Below are 16,587 nucleotides of genomic sequence, written 5' to 3'. Positions count from 1 at the left end.
AGTCGATAAATGTTTTCTTTATGATTCGTAATAAATTGTACCAGTACGGATTTGTCGTCGAACATCTTCATCGTGTTTCGCTCCTATTGTAGTACGGCTTCGCTGACGAGAGCAGCATAAAATTTGGAACCTTCCAACGTTAAATGAACCCCGTCAGCGGCAAAAAATGAGTCTTTCCCCATGCTAGCGGCATACCAATCCCCGATCTTCGCATTCGGGAATTCCGCAGCGACCTCCTCTAACGTCGCGTTGACCGTGCCTTGCCACTTTCTGGGGACGCGTGTGTTCACCAGCACGATCTGTTTCACCTCCTTTAGCGAGGTGAGCAGCTGACGTAATTGCTTCTTGCTGAAGGCCCCGTTCGTCCCAAGCTCGATAATTACTCGATCACCAAGTGTCCCGTTCGTCTTGAGTCGGTTCACCACTTCTTGCGCTTGGGACATTTGCCTGCCGACCTTGCCGTCAATGATAATACCGGGCATTAACTTTTCCAAATGCGGTGCAGCATCCAGGATGACGGAATCGCCGATCGCCGTTATTCCTTTACTTGTTTCGGCTACCTCTTCCGATCTGCCAAGGTTCGCCGCCGGCTTCTTATCTTCGGAAGCTTGGGAAGCGGATAGGTTGGCGGACGGCTCTTCGGCAGCGACTGTACCTGAAGGGGATTCTGCTTTTGCCTTCTTTGGTGCTTCATCGGCGATGGACCATTGCTCGGCAGACGGTTGTTCGGCGATCAAGCTGCCGGAACAAGAGATGAGAAACAGGCTCAAACCAAATGCGCTAGATAAAAGCACATATCGAGGCTTGAACTCCGGCCGGCTGCGTAAATTCCGCCCATGAGATGCCCACGAGCCGCGTCGAACCGGTTCCTCAATGAGTTGCCACGATGCGGCAGCCAGCAGAAAGGTCAACGCCAGTTGGAAAATGGCTCTGTTTCCGTTCAATCCATCCGTATTCACTGCCGGACTCGTAAGGATCAGTACGGGAAAATGCCAAAGGTACAGACTGTAAGAGCGTTTGCCGATCCAACGCAGCGGCTTGCTTCCCATCGCCTTGGCAAAAAAGCTTGCCGGGTGTGCAAGGACTGCCGTAACGACTGCCGACAACAAGGCGAACAGCGCCAATCCGCCGCGATAAAGAAAGTCGTTGTATTCACTTACCGTCCATATCATCCATAGGAGTCCGATTAGACCGGCACCGCCGATGAAGTCGAGCACGGAGCGGGATCGGGGGGAAAGCGTCTCGGACAACCTGCGGCTAGGCCATACAACCGCTGCAACCGCTCCGACGATCAGAGCGGACGCTCGCGTGTCCGTGCCATAGTACACGCGGCTTGGATCGTTCCCGGGGACGTAGATAACCGCCATGGCTACAGCCGAGACCGCCGCTCCGATCAGCATGCACAAAATCAGTTTGCCGCGTTGCGGCACAAAGCGTAAGAAGAGCGCAAGGACAAGCGGCCATGCGATATAAAATTGCTCCTCAATGGCGAGCGACCAAAGATGACCGATCGGGGAAGGCGGACCGAAACTTTCAAAGTAGGATACATGATGAAAAATAAGCCACCAATTGTTGAAGTACAACGTCGCGGAAATGAAGTCGCCTTGCAGTGCAGCGAGACGTGTACGATCAACCCATAGCAGCCAAACGCCTACGACGGCAAGCATGAACAGCATCGCCGGCATCAACCTCCGCATGCGCCGAACCCAAAAATCTATCAGATCGATCCGTCTATTGCTTCGCCATTGTCCGATCAATTGATCGGTAATAAGGTAACCGGACAATGTGAAAAAAATACCAACGCCAAGAAACCCGCCGGGAGCCCAAGAAGGATGTAGATGGTAGGCGATGACCACGAGGACCGATAGGGCCCGCAGCCCGTCCAAGCCCGGCATATAGCGGCTATTTGCCGCACCGGCATGGACATCCTGTGCTTTTGACATAATATGTAACCTCCTGCTGCTAGACGCAATGATGTTTTGTATTGAAACGTGATATGTGCAAGACGAACGAGGGTATATAAAAAGTTTGGGAACAGGCGAAAAAAATGAACGGAAGAGAGCAGAACCCGGGGGAGAACGACAACGGACTGAAGAGAAGAGCGGTAAGGGGCGGGCATGGGGCTATAGGCGATGATGCAGGTGTCAGGTCCGGAACCGCCGGTACGAACAAAAAAACGCCAAGCGGCTCGAGATCGAGTGCTTAGCGTTTTTGATTAAAATATAAAGAAACGCCACAATTCGTTGTGGAGTTCAGGGTTTAGGCACAATTTAAGCAAGGGGGTCGTTTCCAATCCCTTACAATAGTATTATAACGCACGGGAAAACATAAGTCTACAATTTTTTGGAAAAATCCTTTATTTTAATAACAAGGCGCGAATTGCCTTGGGCCACAATATAGCTAAGGAGCGTGTGCATTGGATACGTACTATTGGGATACCCGAATCGATTATTTACGCAGCTCGAGAGACTTGTATTACAATGACGATTACATCGAATTTTTAGTGAAGATGGTTTGGAAGATTGAAGCTCCCGTTCATTTGATTGATTTTGGCTGCGGATATGGTTACCTGGGATTGAAGCTTTTGCCTTTGCTGCCTGACGGTTCGACTTATACGGGCGTTGATCTGGGGGAGAAGCTGCTCGATGAAGCAAGATCGGTTTTTCAGTCGCTTCCGTACGAGAGCGAGTTCATAAGAGCTGATATTCAAGAGGTGAAGCTGGAGCGGAAGTACGATATTGCTCTTTGTCACGCAGTACTGCTGCATATGCCGAATCCGGTTGATGTGCTCAAAAAAATGATCGACTGCGTAGTCAATCAAGGGAGAATCATTACGTTCGAGCCGCATTGGATCGGGAATATGGCGAATTATTATTTGCACGGGCACGATCATTCGCGACTGGTCCATCTGGGAATTCTTCAAAAGCTGTATGAGCAGGACACGAAACGCAGCGGCAAAGACGGCAACATAGGCGCGAAGGTGCCGATTTACTTAAGCGAATTGGGATTGACGGACATCGAAAGCAGAGTAAGCGATAAGGTAATCTTCCTGCATCCGAATATGGATCCGAGCCGCAAAATGAACCTGTATCAACGTTTGCAGGAGAGCGGCCACGCCGAAGCTCCAAGCCAAGAACGGGAAGCCTTTATAAGCCAATTGATGGAGCGGGGGGCCAGATTTCAGGAAGCGCAGGAACAGTATGAAAATGAGCTGTATTTATCCAAACAATTCCACTCAGAGTCTTTTTTCACGTATGCGTGCAATATGAAAATTACTTTCGGAACGGTATCGAGAGATTCGTAGCAGGTGACTGGGATTCTCTATGATTCGTATGAACGTTGGGAAACGCTAAATGTTAATGATGGGTTCGCTCTAAAAGTTAATGTAATTAATTATTAATGTGAATAAATATATATTTTGGGCAGCGTAACAACTGCAAAGGTTATCTTCATCCAATGTATTTAAAACTCGATCGGAAGCTTTTCTTTTATTTAAACTCTACCTGTCACGAGATTGAAATTTGTGTATTATGGTAATCATGATGCGATCGGTATTGTCCTTGTTGCCCTTCAGGCTGCTTGCCTGGAGGTTTGTTTTTCTCCGGCCGGCGGTGAAAGGATGCGTCACCGGTGGATCGGATCCGATTCGTATGCAAAGGAGTATAAAATATGCAGCAGAACAAGCAATTATCGATTTTTTGGCTGTTTCGTTACCTTCAGCCGGTCAAAGGGAGACTCGCGATTTTGCTAAGCATGCTGCTCTCTTCCACGGCGCTTCAGCTGATCAATCCGCAAATCGTGAAGCAATTTATCGACACCGCCGACGCCAAAGGGGTCGTCTCCGGACTGCTCAGTCTTGCCGGTCTGTACCTCGTCGTCGCCGTTTGCAATCAGCTGTTGACGGTAGCCGTCAGTTACTTGGGCAACGACGTGGCTTGGCGAGCGACGAATCGGCTACGGGCCGATTTGCTGCAGCATTGCCTTCGGCTCGATATGCGTTTTCATAACCTGAAAACGCCTGGGGAAATGATCGAGCGCGTCGACGGCGACGTAACGAACATGTCGAATTTTTTCTCCATGTTTATTGTCCAGATCATTGGCAGTTTCGTGCTGCTGGCGGGCATTCTGGGTTACATGTTCGTAACGAATTGGCCGATTGCCGTTGTGATGACCTTGTTCACAGGTATTTCCATAGGGGTTATGGTGTACGTTCGAGATTTGGGCGTCAACGCGACGCAGGCCGAGCGCCAAGCGAAAGCCGCCTTGCTCGGACTGATCGAAGAGCGTATCGCCGGCATTGAAGACGTGCAGGCCAACGGAGGCGTTCCGTACGTAATGAACCGGTTTCATCGCGCGATGCGCTCCTTGTTCCTGACCGGGCGAAAAGCATGGATGCTCCGCGTCGTTCCGTGGAACGCGACGGTTGTTCTATTTACAATTGCAGTAACGGTGGTGCTCATGCTGGGTGTCTATTTGTACTTGAAAGGCCAAGTCACGCTGGGCACGCTGTTTCTGTTCTATCAATACACGCAAATGTTGAACGATCCGATCGAACAGCTCGGCAATCAGGTGCAGGAGTTTCAAAAGGCGAAGTCGGGCATGCGCCGCTCTCGTGAAATACTATCCATGCAAAGCGAAATTATGGAAGGAGAGGGTGACACGATTCCAGCAGGGGCTCTCAGCGTGGAGTTTGAGCAGGTGAGCTTCAGCTATAACAAGGACAGCCGCGTTCTGCATAACATCAGCTTTTCCTTGAAACCTGGCGAACGCCTCGGCCTTATCGGTCGCACCGGCAGCGGAAAGACCAGCATCAGCCGTTTGCTGCTGCGCATGTACAACACCGATAGCGGCGTCATACGTGTGGGCGGTGTAGACATCCGCACCTTAAAGCTGGAGGCATTGTACCGCCGGGTCGGTATGGTCACACAAGACGTACAGCTGTTTGACGGGACGCTCCGGGACAATCTGACGCTGTTCTATAGCGGCGTATCGGATCAAGACATTCTCGCGACGACAGAGAAGCTTGGATTGCGATCCTGGATCGACGAATTGCCGAACGGGCTGGACACGCATTTGTCCGCGGGCGGAGGTTCCTTATCTGCCGGAGAAGCGCAGCTGTTTGCGCTGACGCGCGTGTTTTTGACCAAGCCGAGCCTTGTTATATTGGATGAACCGTCTTCGAGGCTTGATGCAGCGACGGAAGCTGCCCTGCAAGGCGCCGTGGATCAACTGATGGAACAATGCACCGCCATCGTGATTGCGCATCGATTGTCTACGCTGGAGAGAGTAGACAAGATCATGGTGCTCGGCCAAGGACGCATTCTGGAATTCGGCGAACGGGGAGCGCTCGCGCAGGAACCGTCCTCTCATTTTGCACAACTATTACGAACGGATCGTCAGGAGGAATTGGCATGACCGTAGGTCGGTTTGTTGGACATCTGCTGCGTTACCGGCTGTCGTTGTTTGTGATCAACGGGGTGCTGTGGTGTGTGTTTCACTCAATTCCGGTGCTGTTCGGTATTGGGATGCAGTGGTTTTTCGACCGCGCTACCGGGGAGTCCCATCACTTTTTGTGGCTGGCGGCCCCGCTGCTCATTGTAGCGCTCATGCGTGTAGGACGGGTCGGCATGTTTTTCATTGCATTTTACGAATGGATTACTTACACCTATCATCTGCAAGCGATATTGCGTACCAATATGTTAATCGGCATTATGCAGTGGCCCGGCCGCAATTTGCCCGCTTCTCCGGGCGAAGCGATGACCCGCTTCCGGGAAGATGTCGACGAAGTGGTGGAGTATGTGGAATCGTGGGTTGATTTTTGGGGGAAGCTGGCGTATGCGGTCATTGCGATCATCATTATGGCCAAGATTAACTGGTTGATCACGTTCGTCGCCATTTCGCCTCTTGTGATCGTGACGCTGCTCAACAATTTGTCAGGCAACCGGGCAAGGCGTTACAGCCGCCTTAACCGTGAAGCGACCGGCCGGATCACCGGGTTTATCGCCGAGACGTTCGGCGCCGTGCAAGCCGTGAAACTGGGGCAGGCCGAGCGGCATGTCCTGAACCGGTTTCTGACGCTTAACGAAGCGCGAAGACAGGCGGCGCTCAAAGACAATTTGTTCAAGCAGTGGATGCGCTCGCTGAATCAACACGTGCTGAGCATCAGCACCGGCATCATTTTGTTGATGTGTGCCGCTGAGATGCAGGCCGGCCGGTTCACCGTAGGCGACTTTGCACTTTTTACGATGTATGTAGGCTCGTTCGCTTCCAGCATTTCGTTGTTCGGCTACATGGTGTTCCAGCATAAACGACTGAAAGTGGCCATAGACCGGATGCGGGTACTGTTCCGCCCAGGCCAGGAAGACCGTATTGTGGAACATAATGCTATTTACCTGGACGATTCGCCGCCGGATGTGCCGGCAATCGACAAAAGTGCGGCGGAACAGCTGCAAAGTCTGGAAGTGAAAGGGCTCTCGTATCAATATCCGAACTCTGGGAACGGCATTGCCGATATCAGCTTCCGTCTGGAGCGCGGCAAATTTTTGGTCGTTACGGGTCGAATCGGTTCGGGCAAATCGACTTTGGTGCGGACGCTTCTGGGCCTTTTGCCGAAAACGAACGGAACGGTCGCATGGAACGGGAAAACGGTGGAACATCCGGCGACGTTCCTTATCCCGCCGAGAGCGGCTTACACGCCGCAGGTGCCGCGGCTGTTCAGCGACCCGCTGCGCGAAAACATTACGCAAGGCAGCGCCGCATCAACGGATTCGCTCGAACATGCCGTCCGTCTGGCTGTGATGGAACAAGACATCAAGCAGCTCAAGCATGGGCTTGATACGATGGTCGGCCCGCGGGGCGTGATGCTCTCCGGCGGACAAATTCAGCGCGCCGCCACCGCGCGGATGATGCTGACGCAATCGGACCTGTTTCTTTTTGACGATTTATCGAGCGCGCTCGATGTTGAAACGGAAAAGCTGCTGTGGGAGCGATTGTTTCATGAGCGGGACGTTACTTGTATCGCCGTATCTCACCGCAGGGCGGCACTGGCTCGGGCGGATCATATCATCGTGATGAAGAACGGACGAATCGAAGCCGAAGGAACGTTATCCGAGCTGCTGGCGACGAGTGCAGAGATGCAATTGCTATGGCAGGGAGAAGAATCGCAAAAGGAAGAGGCGGAGCAAACCGCATAAATAGCGGTACAGATTCTGAAGCACATGATTATACCGATGGAAGAAAGGCTCCTTTACGCAGCGCAGTGCGAAAGGAGCCTTTTTCGTGTGCTACTAATACGACTGCAACAGGCGAGCTGGGGTAAGTATGAATTTTGAAATTAACTGTGATCCTCAATTCGTATGATTCGCCCATGTTCCATTTGAAATAACGATGTGCCTTTCAGTTCAATCTTGTCTCCAGCCTTTAATCCGTTCGGCAAGTCGATTGCCACTATTGCTTCATAATCGACGTGTACCGCGATCTTGTCATCCGCATTCTCAAAATGCGTAATCTTCTGTCTGCGGCTGGAGAACATCGCTGTGGATTGCTGTGCCAGCTCTCGAAACGGTTGGATGCCTTTTGTTTCCACGTTCATTTCGCCACCGGAGAAATTTTGGAAAACAATGTCCTCATGCAGAAGGTTGACCATGCCTTCGATATCAAACGAGTTGTAGGCTTCAACATATTGCTCGATTATTTTTCGGCTTTCTTCACGAATCATAGTCATACTCCTCTCAAGGCACGATTTTACGGAAAATCAATAAATTCTTTATGGTTCTCGAAAACACCTTTATTTGGAATCGGATATTTTGTCGATAAAAAAGGGTTGAATATAAAAGCGTTTTCATTTAGGATGTATATGAAACGTTTCGGAAACGTTGCTAAATGGAATAGACTGACGGGGTTTCAAGGAGCGAAGATGTAAGCGTTTTACCAAATGGGTGGGATCAAGTGAGCAATAAGTAGTCTGTATCTCTACTAGGGAGGAACGGAACATGATGAAAATGTTCAGGGGACGAAGGAAGCTGGCTGTGGTGGTTGTATCTATTCCGGTAATACTCGCTTTAGCGTCAGGTTGTTCCAAAGAAACAGGCTCCGGGAAGGCACCAGCGCCGAGCGGGGCCGAGTCGTTCGACATGTCCAAACCCGTTAAGCTCAGTTTATACATGGGACTCCTGCAGCCCGATGAATGGATTCAGAAATATATCATCGGACCGGTTCAAAAGAAGTACCCGAATATCAGCATCGACATCGTAAGGAAAGCGAAAGGGACCAATCCGGACGAACTTGTCGTCGCAGGAACATTCCCGGATCTCATCTACGAGAGCATTCCGAGATATACGGTGTACAAAGACCTGGGGCTGCTATACGATATGAACGATATGATCAAAAAGTACAAATTCGATGTGAGCAAGCTGAACCCAGTCGTCGTTGATGCTTTGAAAGTGTGGGGCAGCAACGGAGAGCTGTACCATATGCCGCTCTGGATGAATTTCACGGCGTTGTACTATAACAAAGACATTTTCGACAAGTTCGGCGTTGCGTATCCGAAGGACGGCATGATCTGGGATGAGGCGATCGAGCTTTCCAAGAAATTGACGAAAACGCAGGATAACGTTGCTTTCAAAGGATTGGATCCTACCAGCATTACGGGAATGGCGCATCAGCTCGGATTAAACTTCGTCGATCCCAAAACGAATCAGGCGCTGCTGGATAACGACGGGTTCAAAAGAATATTCCAAACGTTCCTAACCGCCTATAAAATACCGGGGAACGAAACCCGGGGCGTCTCCAGAGATACGTTCCTGAAAGACCGGACCTTGGCGATGTATCCATTTTATGCGGATATGGTAACACTGCTTGCCGATTCGGCGGCAAAAGGGGCGCCGATCAATTGGGATATGGCGTCGCTGCCCGGTTTTCCCGAACGGCCGGGAATCGGATATGAGGTCGACTCCCATAACTTGTCGATTTCAAGCAGCAGCCAAAACAAAGACGCGGCGTTTATGGTTGTATCGCATTTGACTTCGCTTGAGCCGCAGCTGGAATTGAGCAAGGCCGGTTATTTGCCCGTGACCACCGATCCCGAACCGCTCAAGAGCTTTGGGACGAACCAGCCGGAATTAAAAGGGAAGCATCTCGACGCCATATTCAAAACGAAACCGGCCGCGTTCCATAAATTCACTCCATACGATTCGCTTGCTACAGGCAAGCTGAGCCCGGCGCTGGCCGAAGCCGAGAAAGGCAAAGACATCAATACCGCATTACGGGAAGCAAATGAAGCGGCCAATAAAGCGATTCAGGAAAAATTGGCAGGCACCTCGACCAAATAGCGGATTCATGCTTCGTTTTCATGGACCATTGCACTTGTTCAAAGACAAGGGCGTTGGTCCATTTTTGTAATGAAAAGTCGAAATCGTGATGTTTTTTATCGATTCCGGCATAGGAACGATAGAGGCGAATTGATATAATATATGGTGAAATTGAAGTACAACGCCAGAAATCGCGACAAATTTGGATTAAACTTTTTTTTGCGGGAATAGGGGGAAGTCAAATGAAATTGGCGTTCATTTCGGATATTCATGGGAATGCCGTTGCACTTGAGGCGGTATTGGAGGATGTTCGGAACAAATCGGTTGACCGGATCTATGTTCTTGGCGATATATGTTATCGCGGGCCGGATCCGAAGCGATCGCTGGAGCGGGTACGTTCGTTACAAACCGAAGTGATCAAAGGAAATGCGGATGAATGGGTCGTGCGCGGCATTCGTCCCGGAGAAGTGCCGGAGCAGGCGATCGATATGATGAACCGGGAACGCGATTGGACATTGTCGCGATTGGATCCGCAGGACGTCGATTATTTGAATCAGCTTCCGACGGAGCTCAAGTTACAAATCGAAGGCGTATCGATCAGCGCATTTCATGCGACGCCGGATAGCTTATTTGAGGTGATTCCACCGTATGCGGACGATGAGGAGATCAAAGCCAAGCTTATGTCGGCATCGGTCACGGATGTATACGTCTATGCCCATATTCATAAACCGTATATCCGGTATTTGGACGGCAAAGTCGTCATCAACACGGGAAGCGTCGGATTGCCCTTTGACGGGATGACCAAGGCGTCGTATGCGATCGTCGAGGTGGAGAAGGGGCGCATCCGTACGTCGGTGGAGCGGGTTTGCTTCCCGATCGACGAAGTGATTCGCCAGTACGAGGAAGCGCAGTACCCCAACTCGGTTATGATGGCCAAAATCATAAGGAATGCAAGTGTTAAGTGATGAGAACGGATTCATCTACATATTTCGTTAGATTACACTCGTAACGGCCGGGGAGGCACTATGAAACGCAAATCGCATTTATCCGGAACAACCATCGGCTTATCCTTGGCCTCCATCCTGTGTTTGACCTCCCTAATCGGCTGTGAATCAAGCTCAGGCGTGAAGAACGATCAGGCGGCAGCGAGCCAGCCGACGGCACAGCCTGCTTCGGCAACAAACACCAACGGAACCGAGACGCCGCTCAAGCTGCTAACGGGCGACGTGCTGTCGCTTGCCGTTGAACATCCGAAAATAAAAGCGAAGATCGGGGAACCCGCCATTCTGTCGCCGGATGACGGTTACCCGAAGCTCAAACTTAAACCGAAGGTTGATGGAACGGTCTCTGCGATCGTCCTGTTCGAGGACGGCAGTACGGCGGCTCAATTTGCTGCGAAAAATGCGACGTCCGGCCAGGAAGTCACCTTGGAAACGTCAGGCAAACCGCAAAAGCCGGGCCGGTACGATATACAGATCAAACTGTCGGCACAAGGTTATGAGGAAGCAACGGATCATATCGCTTTCACCGTTATGACGCCGGAGCAGCAGAGCAAAAATCAGGCTCAGGCCGTCTATCTTGATGACAAAGGTAAGCTGAAGTATGCGCCGGATTACAAAGGGAACACGATCCCCGATTTTTCCAACGCGGGTTATATGGGAGGCGGCGTGAAGCTGCCGGACGTGCAGGTGAAAGCGACGGTCGAACCCGGCGACGGTGACGACGGGGCGCGTATTCAAGCCGCGATCGATCAGGTGTCCAAGCTGGAACGCGATAAAGACGGCTTTCGAGGAGCCGTGCTCTTGAAGAAAGGCAGTTACCAAATCGCAGGCTCGATCAAGATCAGCAGCAGCGGCGTTGTACTGCGCGGGGAAGGGCAGGGAGAGGACGGTACGGTGCTGCTTGCCGCCGGAACGGCTAAACGGGCGCTAGTTCAGGTAGCCGGAAGTTCGGGTGCGAAGCTTGTGACCGAACCTCCGCGCGTTATCACCGATCTGTACGTGCCGGTCGGTTCGCGCAGCTTTCATGTGCAATCCGTAAAAGGATTGAAGGTAGGCGACACGGTGTTCGTGCGGAAAATCGGAAATAAAGATTTTATATCGTTTTTAAAAATGGACCGCATTACGCTGAGGCCGGGCAAACCGAGCGAGACGAAAATGTGGGATCCGTTCAACCTTGATTTTGACCGGGTCGTCACGGCGATTGACGGCAATCGAATTACGGTGGACGCCCCGCTGACGGATGCGATTGACAGCAGATGGGGTGGCGGGACGGTCATTCGTTCGCAAGACGGGGGACGAATCGAAAAGGTCGGCATCGAGAATCTTCGCGGCGATACCGAATACAACAAGGAAGTCAAAAAAACGGACAAAGGCAAATCGTATTTGGCTGACGAGAACCATGCGAACGATTTTATATCGATGAATAATCTGAAGAACGGCTGGGTAAGAGATTTTACCGCCACTCACTTTTCAATTTCCGCCGTCAACATCGGGAAAGGAGCCAAGTGGATTACGGTCCAGGATGCCAAAAATCTCGATATGATCAGCGTGCTGACGGGCGGCTTGCGCTACCCGTTTAACGTGAACGGGGAGCTTATCCTTGTGCAGCGCGCCTATTCCGAATCGGCCCGTCATGCTTTTGTACTCGGATCGCAGGTGAAGGGACCGAATGTGTTCCTGCAAGGGGTCTCGCATGAAAACTACGCCACCAGCGAACCGCATCACCGGTGGTCCGTCGGCGGTCTCTTCGACAACGTCAGTGCGCCGATCGCCATCCAGGACCGTCAATATTACGGTTCGGGACACGGTTGGGCCGGTGCGAACTATGTGCTGTGGAACACAAGCGGACCGGTTGTTGCGCAGAACCCGCCGACGGCTGCGACGTGGGTGATCGGCCATGTCGGCGCCAAGAGCAAAGGCGCTTTCGAACCGCGGGATCCGGCATTCATGGCTTCGTACGGCAATCATGTCGAGCCCAGAAGCTTATACTTGAAACAGTTGGAAGACCGGCTTGGCGCCAAGGCGCTGGAAGCCATCGGAACGTATTCGTTCCCGGACACATTCGATGAGAATGCGCAGGACGTAATGAGCGGGGACGATAATAGCTAACCTGTGGTGACGAGGGAAATGCCCCAAATTTAATTTAACTGAAAAAAACCGGTTCAAACCGCTTCAGGAAAGGAGTACAATAGCCTTATTTCTTTACAGGCGGTGAGTGGGGGATGCTGGAACATCAATTTTTCGAGCTGTATCTAGCCTACGGGCAGCCCCAGGGAATGACGGTCGAGATTACGATTACCGAGCTGACCGGGCTGTGGCAGTGTTCGGAGCGGAATGTGAAGATGGGTATGATGAATCACGAACATGTCATTTTATTTTTGCTGTTTAAGGAGCTTCAAACGTTATATAACCCTTCGGTCCGCGGTGTTTCCGTCAATTCTCTCGGTTGGATCGATTTTAAAGACATTTGGCTGCAAAGCGTATAACTCGGGACATGTGAGCAAGGAGCGGTTCAATTCGATCAAGTGGCATCATATCAAAGGGAAGGTGACCGGACTTCGATGAGGCGCCTTCCCTTTGTGCGTGCTGGAACCGATAAAATTCTGCGTCTCTTCCATACACTACGCTACATCAAAGCTACATGGCAGCGGATGCCGACTTCGACTCAGCCTTCACCAGCACCTTGCTCTCCCATGCGCGGCTTCTCCAGCGATACAGTAAAATTAATCCCCGTACCCATTCGTCAATAATAAACACGATCCAAATCCCGATCAGTCCGTAACCGAAATGAAGGCCCAGCAAGTAAGTGAGAGGAATGCAAAGACCCCATATCGCGAGAACGCCGGTGATCACGATAAACCGGGCATCGCCGCTTGCTCTAAGCGCTTCGCCGATCACGATATTCAGACAGCGGCCAGGCTCCAGTATGAACCCCAGGCAGAGCAGAGCGGCACCCAGCGAGATGATGTCCGCTTCCTGCGTGAACAGGCCGAGCAGCCGCTCCCGGAAGGTGACAATGACCGTAACGGCGCACAAGCACAGCAGCATACTTAATCGCAGGCTGCGATACAACTGACGATACGCCGCTTCCTTTTCTCCGGCGCCTACAAGGCGGCCGATAATGATCATCGTACCGCGGCCTAGCGAAATGGCGAGCACCATGATGAAATACATAATATTTTGTGTATAAATGCGTGTGGACAGCAATTCGGCGCCTAGCGATGTGATGAAATAAGTCGTTACGAGCTGGCTGGCCGAGTAGGATAGCTGATTGCTGCCAGTAGGGATGCCGATGGCAAGGATCTTTTTCAAATCTTCCTTCCTGCATTTCAAAAATTGTTTCCAGCCGATGTGCAGCCGCACGACCTTGCGCAATATAACGCAATACGCGGCTAGCGCCACACATTGACTGATGGCGGCGGAGATGGCGACGCCGGGGACGCCGAGCTTCGGGAATCCGCCCGGCCCGAAGATGAACAAGTAATTCCCTGTCAAATTCAGCAGATTCATGCCGATGCTGACCATCATCGTATAACGCGTAAAGCCATGAACCTGGGTAATGGCCGAGATTGTCAAATTCACGGCTTGCATGAACAGCGCTCCGCCGACGATGACCAGATATACGCGGGCTTGCTCCAGCAAGTCCGGCTGCAGTCCGAACAGACCGAGCAGCGGTCTGCTGAAGCTGACCATGCCGATACTGACGACAAGCCCGAACACAAAGTTAAGCGCAATGGCGCCGGCGGCAAAACGTTTGACATCTTCCGTCTTTCCCGCACCCAAATATTGCGAGATGACGATCGCGGTGCCGGCGGAGACGACCTGCAGCAGCAAAAAGGTAAACAAGATCAATTGATTGGAAACGCCGACGGAAGCGACGGCGGCATCGGATACTTTGCTGACCATGAACGTATCCGCCGTTCTCATGAACATTTGCAGAGACGATTCTATAAACAACGGCCAAGTGATCGCGAATAAGGCCATCTTTTTCGGAGGAGACATGGTGTTTACCTTCTTCCCGATAGTTCTGTTTCTCTCGGTCTCATTATAAGCCAGATCGCCGATCTTTGCCGTAAAAAGTTGGCGAAGACTCGCGATTATATAATAATGATGGTGCATGGTCCTTCCAAACGGTAGAAACGGATGGGGATTGTCGTAGCCAACGTTGTTCTATCGACTGCCTGCTGTTCAAAATTGAACTAATCATTGACAAATATATTGGAATGTTATAACTTTGGGACATTGACATATTGTTATAACAATATAATAAAATAGCAGGAGCGCTGGATGAATAAACACAACAAAAAATTGGATTCCAAGAGTCCTCTTCCTCTGCACTATCAATTGCAGGAAATTATTAGGTTTGAAGCGTTAAACGGCGATTTAGCGGATAAAAACGGAAAAATGCCTACGGAAATCGAGCTGATGGCCCGATTCGAAGTCAGCCGCATTACGGTACGCCAAGCGCTTTCCAAATTGGTCGATCAAGGGTTGCTTCACCGGGAAAGAGGAAAGGGAACTTTCCTGAAAACGAATCATGCCGAACATTGGACCGGACAACTGCTCGGATTTTCCGAGACCATTACCGCCTCGGGCTTTACACCTGGGGGAAAGACGCTGAAATACGGGGTAGCCAAAACGCTTGCAGACGAAATCAAAAGCAAGCTTATGGTCCAAACGGCTTGGGAATTGAAGCGGCTCCGTTACGCCGATGATTTGCCTATTGCGATTGAACATTCCTATTTTCCGGAAGCGATCGGCATGCGGCTGGAGCAGCAGGAGTTGGGCTCCGTGCTGACTTACGCCTATATGGAGAAAGAGCTCGGAGTGACGCTGCGCAACGGTACGCAGAACATCAGCGCAAAGAATGCCGGCAAGCAGGAGGCCAAAATGCTCGGAATCGTCGAAGGAACGGCTTTGCTTTCTATTACACGAATCATATATGCCGCTGATCAAACCCCTGTAGAATATTTGGAAGCCGTGTATCGGCCGGATTATTTCCAGTACACCGTTCAGTTGCAGCGTTAAGCTCGAATGCGAAAGGCCATGGGATGAAATGCGTGTGTTGACATGAAGGCGGTTTAGAGCCGGAGTTTACATCTTGATCGGAGGGATAGCATATTAAAATCAATAAAGTAGAGCCCATTGTTCTGCATATACCACTGGAAAAGCCGGTAGTCACATCTTTCGGCAAAATGGATGCGAGGACGACGGTTCTTGTTAAAGTCGAAACGGATACGGGCGAATATGGAATTGGGGAAATATGGAATAACTTTCCCTCCTGGGGTGTTTACGAGAAAGTAACGACGTTGAAGCATGGCATTACACCTTTACTCATCGGTGAAGACCCGCTCGATATCGGGGAGATAAACGCCAAGTTATTTCGTGCACTTACCGTGCTCGGTCTGCAGTGGGGTGCGCTGGGGCCTATTTACCAGAGCATCAGCGGGATCGATATGGCTTTGTGGGACTTGAAAGGGAAGCATATGGGCAAACCGGTTGCCCAGCTTCTCGGCGGGCATGATCGCCAGCCCGTTCAGGTTTATGCCAGCGGCATCGGGCCCGGCGAGATCGAGAATTTGATCGAAAGCCATCAGGAAATGGGCGTCTCCGCCTTTAAACTGAAGGTAGGGAAAAACGACGAGCAGGATTTCCGTAATTTGCAGAAAATGCGCGGCATGCTGCAGCCCGATGACAAGATCATGATCGATGCCAATCAAGCGTGGGATAGAGAAAACGCCATTCGCAATTTGCAGCGATTCAAAGCTTTTAATCTTACTTGGATTGAGGAACCGCTGCGCTGCGATGACTTCAACGGATACCGCTTCGTTCGCGAAAGCACGGGAATTCCCGTGGCGGCAGGCGAGAATCTGTACGGCGAGCGGCATGCAAGAATGGCTCTGGAAAACCGGGCCCTCGATATCATTCAGCCCGACCTGAGCAAAAACGGCGGCATTTCGGAGTGCAGGGCCATGGCGGATATCGCCCGCAGTGCAGACGTTCCGTTTGCACCGCATTTTTTAGGCGGGGCCGTTTGTCTTGCCGCCAGTCTGCATTTTTTTTCCGCCGTTCCCGGCGGGGTCCTATTGGAGCTCGATGCGAATCCGAATCCTTTTCGCGAAAAGCTTTTTACGACTCCCTTTGTCGTGAAAGACGGGAAGCTAGCCGTTCCGCAAGGGCCGGGCCTCGGCATGGAACTGGATCCGGAGTTTGTCGAGCATTACCGAATTGACGTTTCTTCGCTAGGATGATTTGAATTCGTTCACAATGACTTAAGA

12 protein-coding genes are annotated in these 16,587 nt (G+C 51.3%); 9 read left to right on the top strand and 3 right to left on the bottom strand.

Annotation, left to right across the window (positions count from 1 at the left end; translation table 11 throughout):
* Positions 1–83 precede the first annotated feature (83 nt).
* Positions 84–1,943, bottom strand: a complete 1,860-nt coding sequence (locus tag ACFQI7_RS01930) for an acyltransferase family protein (protein ID WP_218096717.1) — start codon at positions 1,941–1,943, stop codon at positions 84–86.
* 473 nt (positions 1,944–2,416) lie between these two features.
* Between ACFQI7_RS01930 and ACFQI7_RS01925 the strand changes: the two genes are divergently transcribed.
* From ACFQI7_RS01925 to ACFQI7_RS01915, 3 genes are all read left to right on the top strand, one after another.
* Positions 2,417–3,304 (top strand): class I SAM-dependent methyltransferase, encoded by an 888-nt coding sequence (locus ACFQI7_RS01925; RefSeq protein ID WP_218096715.1) that lies wholly within the window; start codon positions 2,417–2,419, stop codon positions 3,302–3,304.
* A gap of 365 nt (positions 3,305–3,669) precedes the next feature.
* Positions 3,670–5,415, top strand: coding sequence for an ABC transporter ATP-binding protein (locus tag ACFQI7_RS01920; protein ID WP_218096714.1), 1,746 nt, complete (start codon positions 3,670–3,672; stop codon positions 5,413–5,415).
* A complete protein-coding gene (locus ACFQI7_RS01915; RefSeq protein ID WP_218096713.1) occupies positions 5,412–7,193 on the top strand; it encodes an ABC transporter ATP-binding protein in 1,782 nt (593 codons plus the stop codon). Before ACFQI7_RS01920 ends, ACFQI7_RS01915 begins: the two co-directional genes overlap by 4 nt.
* 140 nt (positions 7,194–7,333) lie before the next feature.
* On the opposite strand, the gene ACFQI7_RS01910 is transcribed toward ACFQI7_RS01915, so the two are convergent.
* Entirely contained in the window at positions 7,334–7,717 is a 384-nt protein-coding gene (locus ACFQI7_RS01910) for a nuclear transport factor 2 family protein (RefSeq protein WP_218096712.1), read from the bottom strand.
* 274 nt (positions 7,718–7,991) lie between these two features.
* On the opposite strand from ACFQI7_RS01910, the gene ACFQI7_RS01905 reads away from it, so the two are divergent.
* The 4 genes from ACFQI7_RS01905 (at position 7,992) to ACFQI7_RS01890 (ending at position 12,795) form a co-directional block, all read left to right on the top strand.
* Positions 7,992–9,329, top strand: coding sequence for an ABC transporter substrate-binding protein (locus tag ACFQI7_RS01905; RefSeq protein WP_218096711.1), 1,338 nt, complete (start codon positions 7,992–7,994; stop codon positions 9,327–9,329).
* Positions 9,330–9,550: 221 nt separating this feature from the next.
* Entirely contained in the window at positions 9,551–10,273 is a 723-nt protein-coding gene (locus ACFQI7_RS01900) for a metallophosphoesterase family protein (protein ID WP_218096710.1), read from the top strand.
* A 60-nt stretch (positions 10,274–10,333) separates the two neighbouring features.
* Positions 10,334–12,418 carry a glycoside hydrolase family 55 protein gene (locus ACFQI7_RS01895; RefSeq protein ID WP_218096709.1) on the top strand — a complete coding sequence of 695 codons (2,085 nt, stop codon included), beginning with the start codon at positions 10,334–10,336 and terminating at the stop codon, positions 12,416–12,418.
* A 113-nt stretch (positions 12,419–12,531) separates the two neighbouring features.
* Entirely contained in the window at positions 12,532–12,795 is a 264-nt protein-coding gene (locus tag ACFQI7_RS01890) for a hypothetical protein (RefSeq protein ID WP_218096708.1), read from the top strand.
* Between the two features lie 151 nt (positions 12,796–12,946).
* Here ACFQI7_RS01890 and ACFQI7_RS01885 read toward each other — a convergent pair whose 3' ends face one another.
* On the bottom strand, positions 12,947–14,311 hold the full coding sequence (locus ACFQI7_RS01885) for an MATE family efflux transporter (RefSeq protein ID WP_218096707.1): 1,365 nt from the start codon (positions 14,309–14,311) through the stop codon (positions 12,947–12,949).
* Positions 14,312–14,596: 285 nt separating this feature from the next.
* Between ACFQI7_RS01885 and ACFQI7_RS01880 the strand changes: the two genes are divergently transcribed.
* Positions 14,597–15,337: a GntR family transcriptional regulator gene (locus tag ACFQI7_RS01880; protein WP_218096706.1), complete on the top strand. Its 741-nt coding sequence runs from the start codon at positions 14,597–14,599 to the stop codon at positions 15,335–15,337.
* A gap of 92 nt (positions 15,338–15,429) precedes the next feature.
* On the top strand, positions 15,430–16,560 hold the full coding sequence (locus tag ACFQI7_RS01875; protein ID WP_329958199.1) for a mandelate racemase/muconate lactonizing enzyme family protein: 1,131 nt from the start codon (positions 15,430–15,432) through the stop codon (positions 16,558–16,560).
* The last annotated feature ends 27 nt before the right edge of the window (positions 16,561–16,587 follow it).

Source organism: Paenibacillus allorhizosphaerae, from assembly GCF_042659105.1.
Taxonomy (GTDB): domain Bacteria; phylum Bacillota; class Bacilli; order Paenibacillales; family NBRC-103111; genus Paenibacillus_G; species Paenibacillus_G allorhizosphaerae.
This window is presented reverse-complemented; position numbering and strand designations above follow the sequence as displayed.

Bases quoted from the DNA above. Each gene is read 5' to 3' on its own strand.
- ACFQI7_RS01905 (WP_218096711.1), top strand. From the start codon at position 7,992: ATGATGAAAATGTTCAGGGGACGAAGGAAGCTGGCTGTGGTGGTTGTA.
- ACFQI7_RS01910 (WP_218096712.1), bottom strand. From the start codon at position 7,717: ATGATTCGTGAAGAAAGCCGAAAAATAATCGAGCAATATGTTGAAGCC.
- ACFQI7_RS01930 (WP_218096717.1), bottom strand. From the start codon at position 1,943: ATGTCAAAAGCACAGGATGTCCATGCCGGTGCGGCAAATAGCCGCTAT.
- ACFQI7_RS01895 (WP_218096709.1), top strand. From the start codon at position 10,334: ATGAAACGCAAATCGCATTTATCCGGAACAACCATCGGCTTATCCTTG.
- ACFQI7_RS01890 (WP_218096708.1), top strand. From the start codon at position 12,532: ATGCTGGAACATCAATTTTTCGAGCTGTATCTAGCCTACGGGCAGCCC.
- ACFQI7_RS01915 (WP_218096713.1), top strand. From the start codon at position 5,412: ATGACCGTAGGTCGGTTTGTTGGACATCTGCTGCGTTACCGGCTGTCG.
- ACFQI7_RS01880 (WP_218096706.1), top strand. From the start codon at position 14,597: ATGAATAAACACAACAAAAAATTGGATTCCAAGAGTCCTCTTCCTCTG.
- ACFQI7_RS01900 (WP_218096710.1), top strand. From the start codon at position 9,551: ATGAAATTGGCGTTCATTTCGGATATTCATGGGAATGCCGTTGCACTT.
- ACFQI7_RS01885 (WP_218096707.1), bottom strand. From the start codon at position 14,311: ATGTCTCCTCCGAAAAAGATGGCCTTATTCGCGATCACTTGGCCGTTG.
- ACFQI7_RS01920 (WP_218096714.1), top strand. From the start codon at position 3,670: ATGCAGCAGAACAAGCAATTATCGATTTTTTGGCTGTTTCGTTACCTT.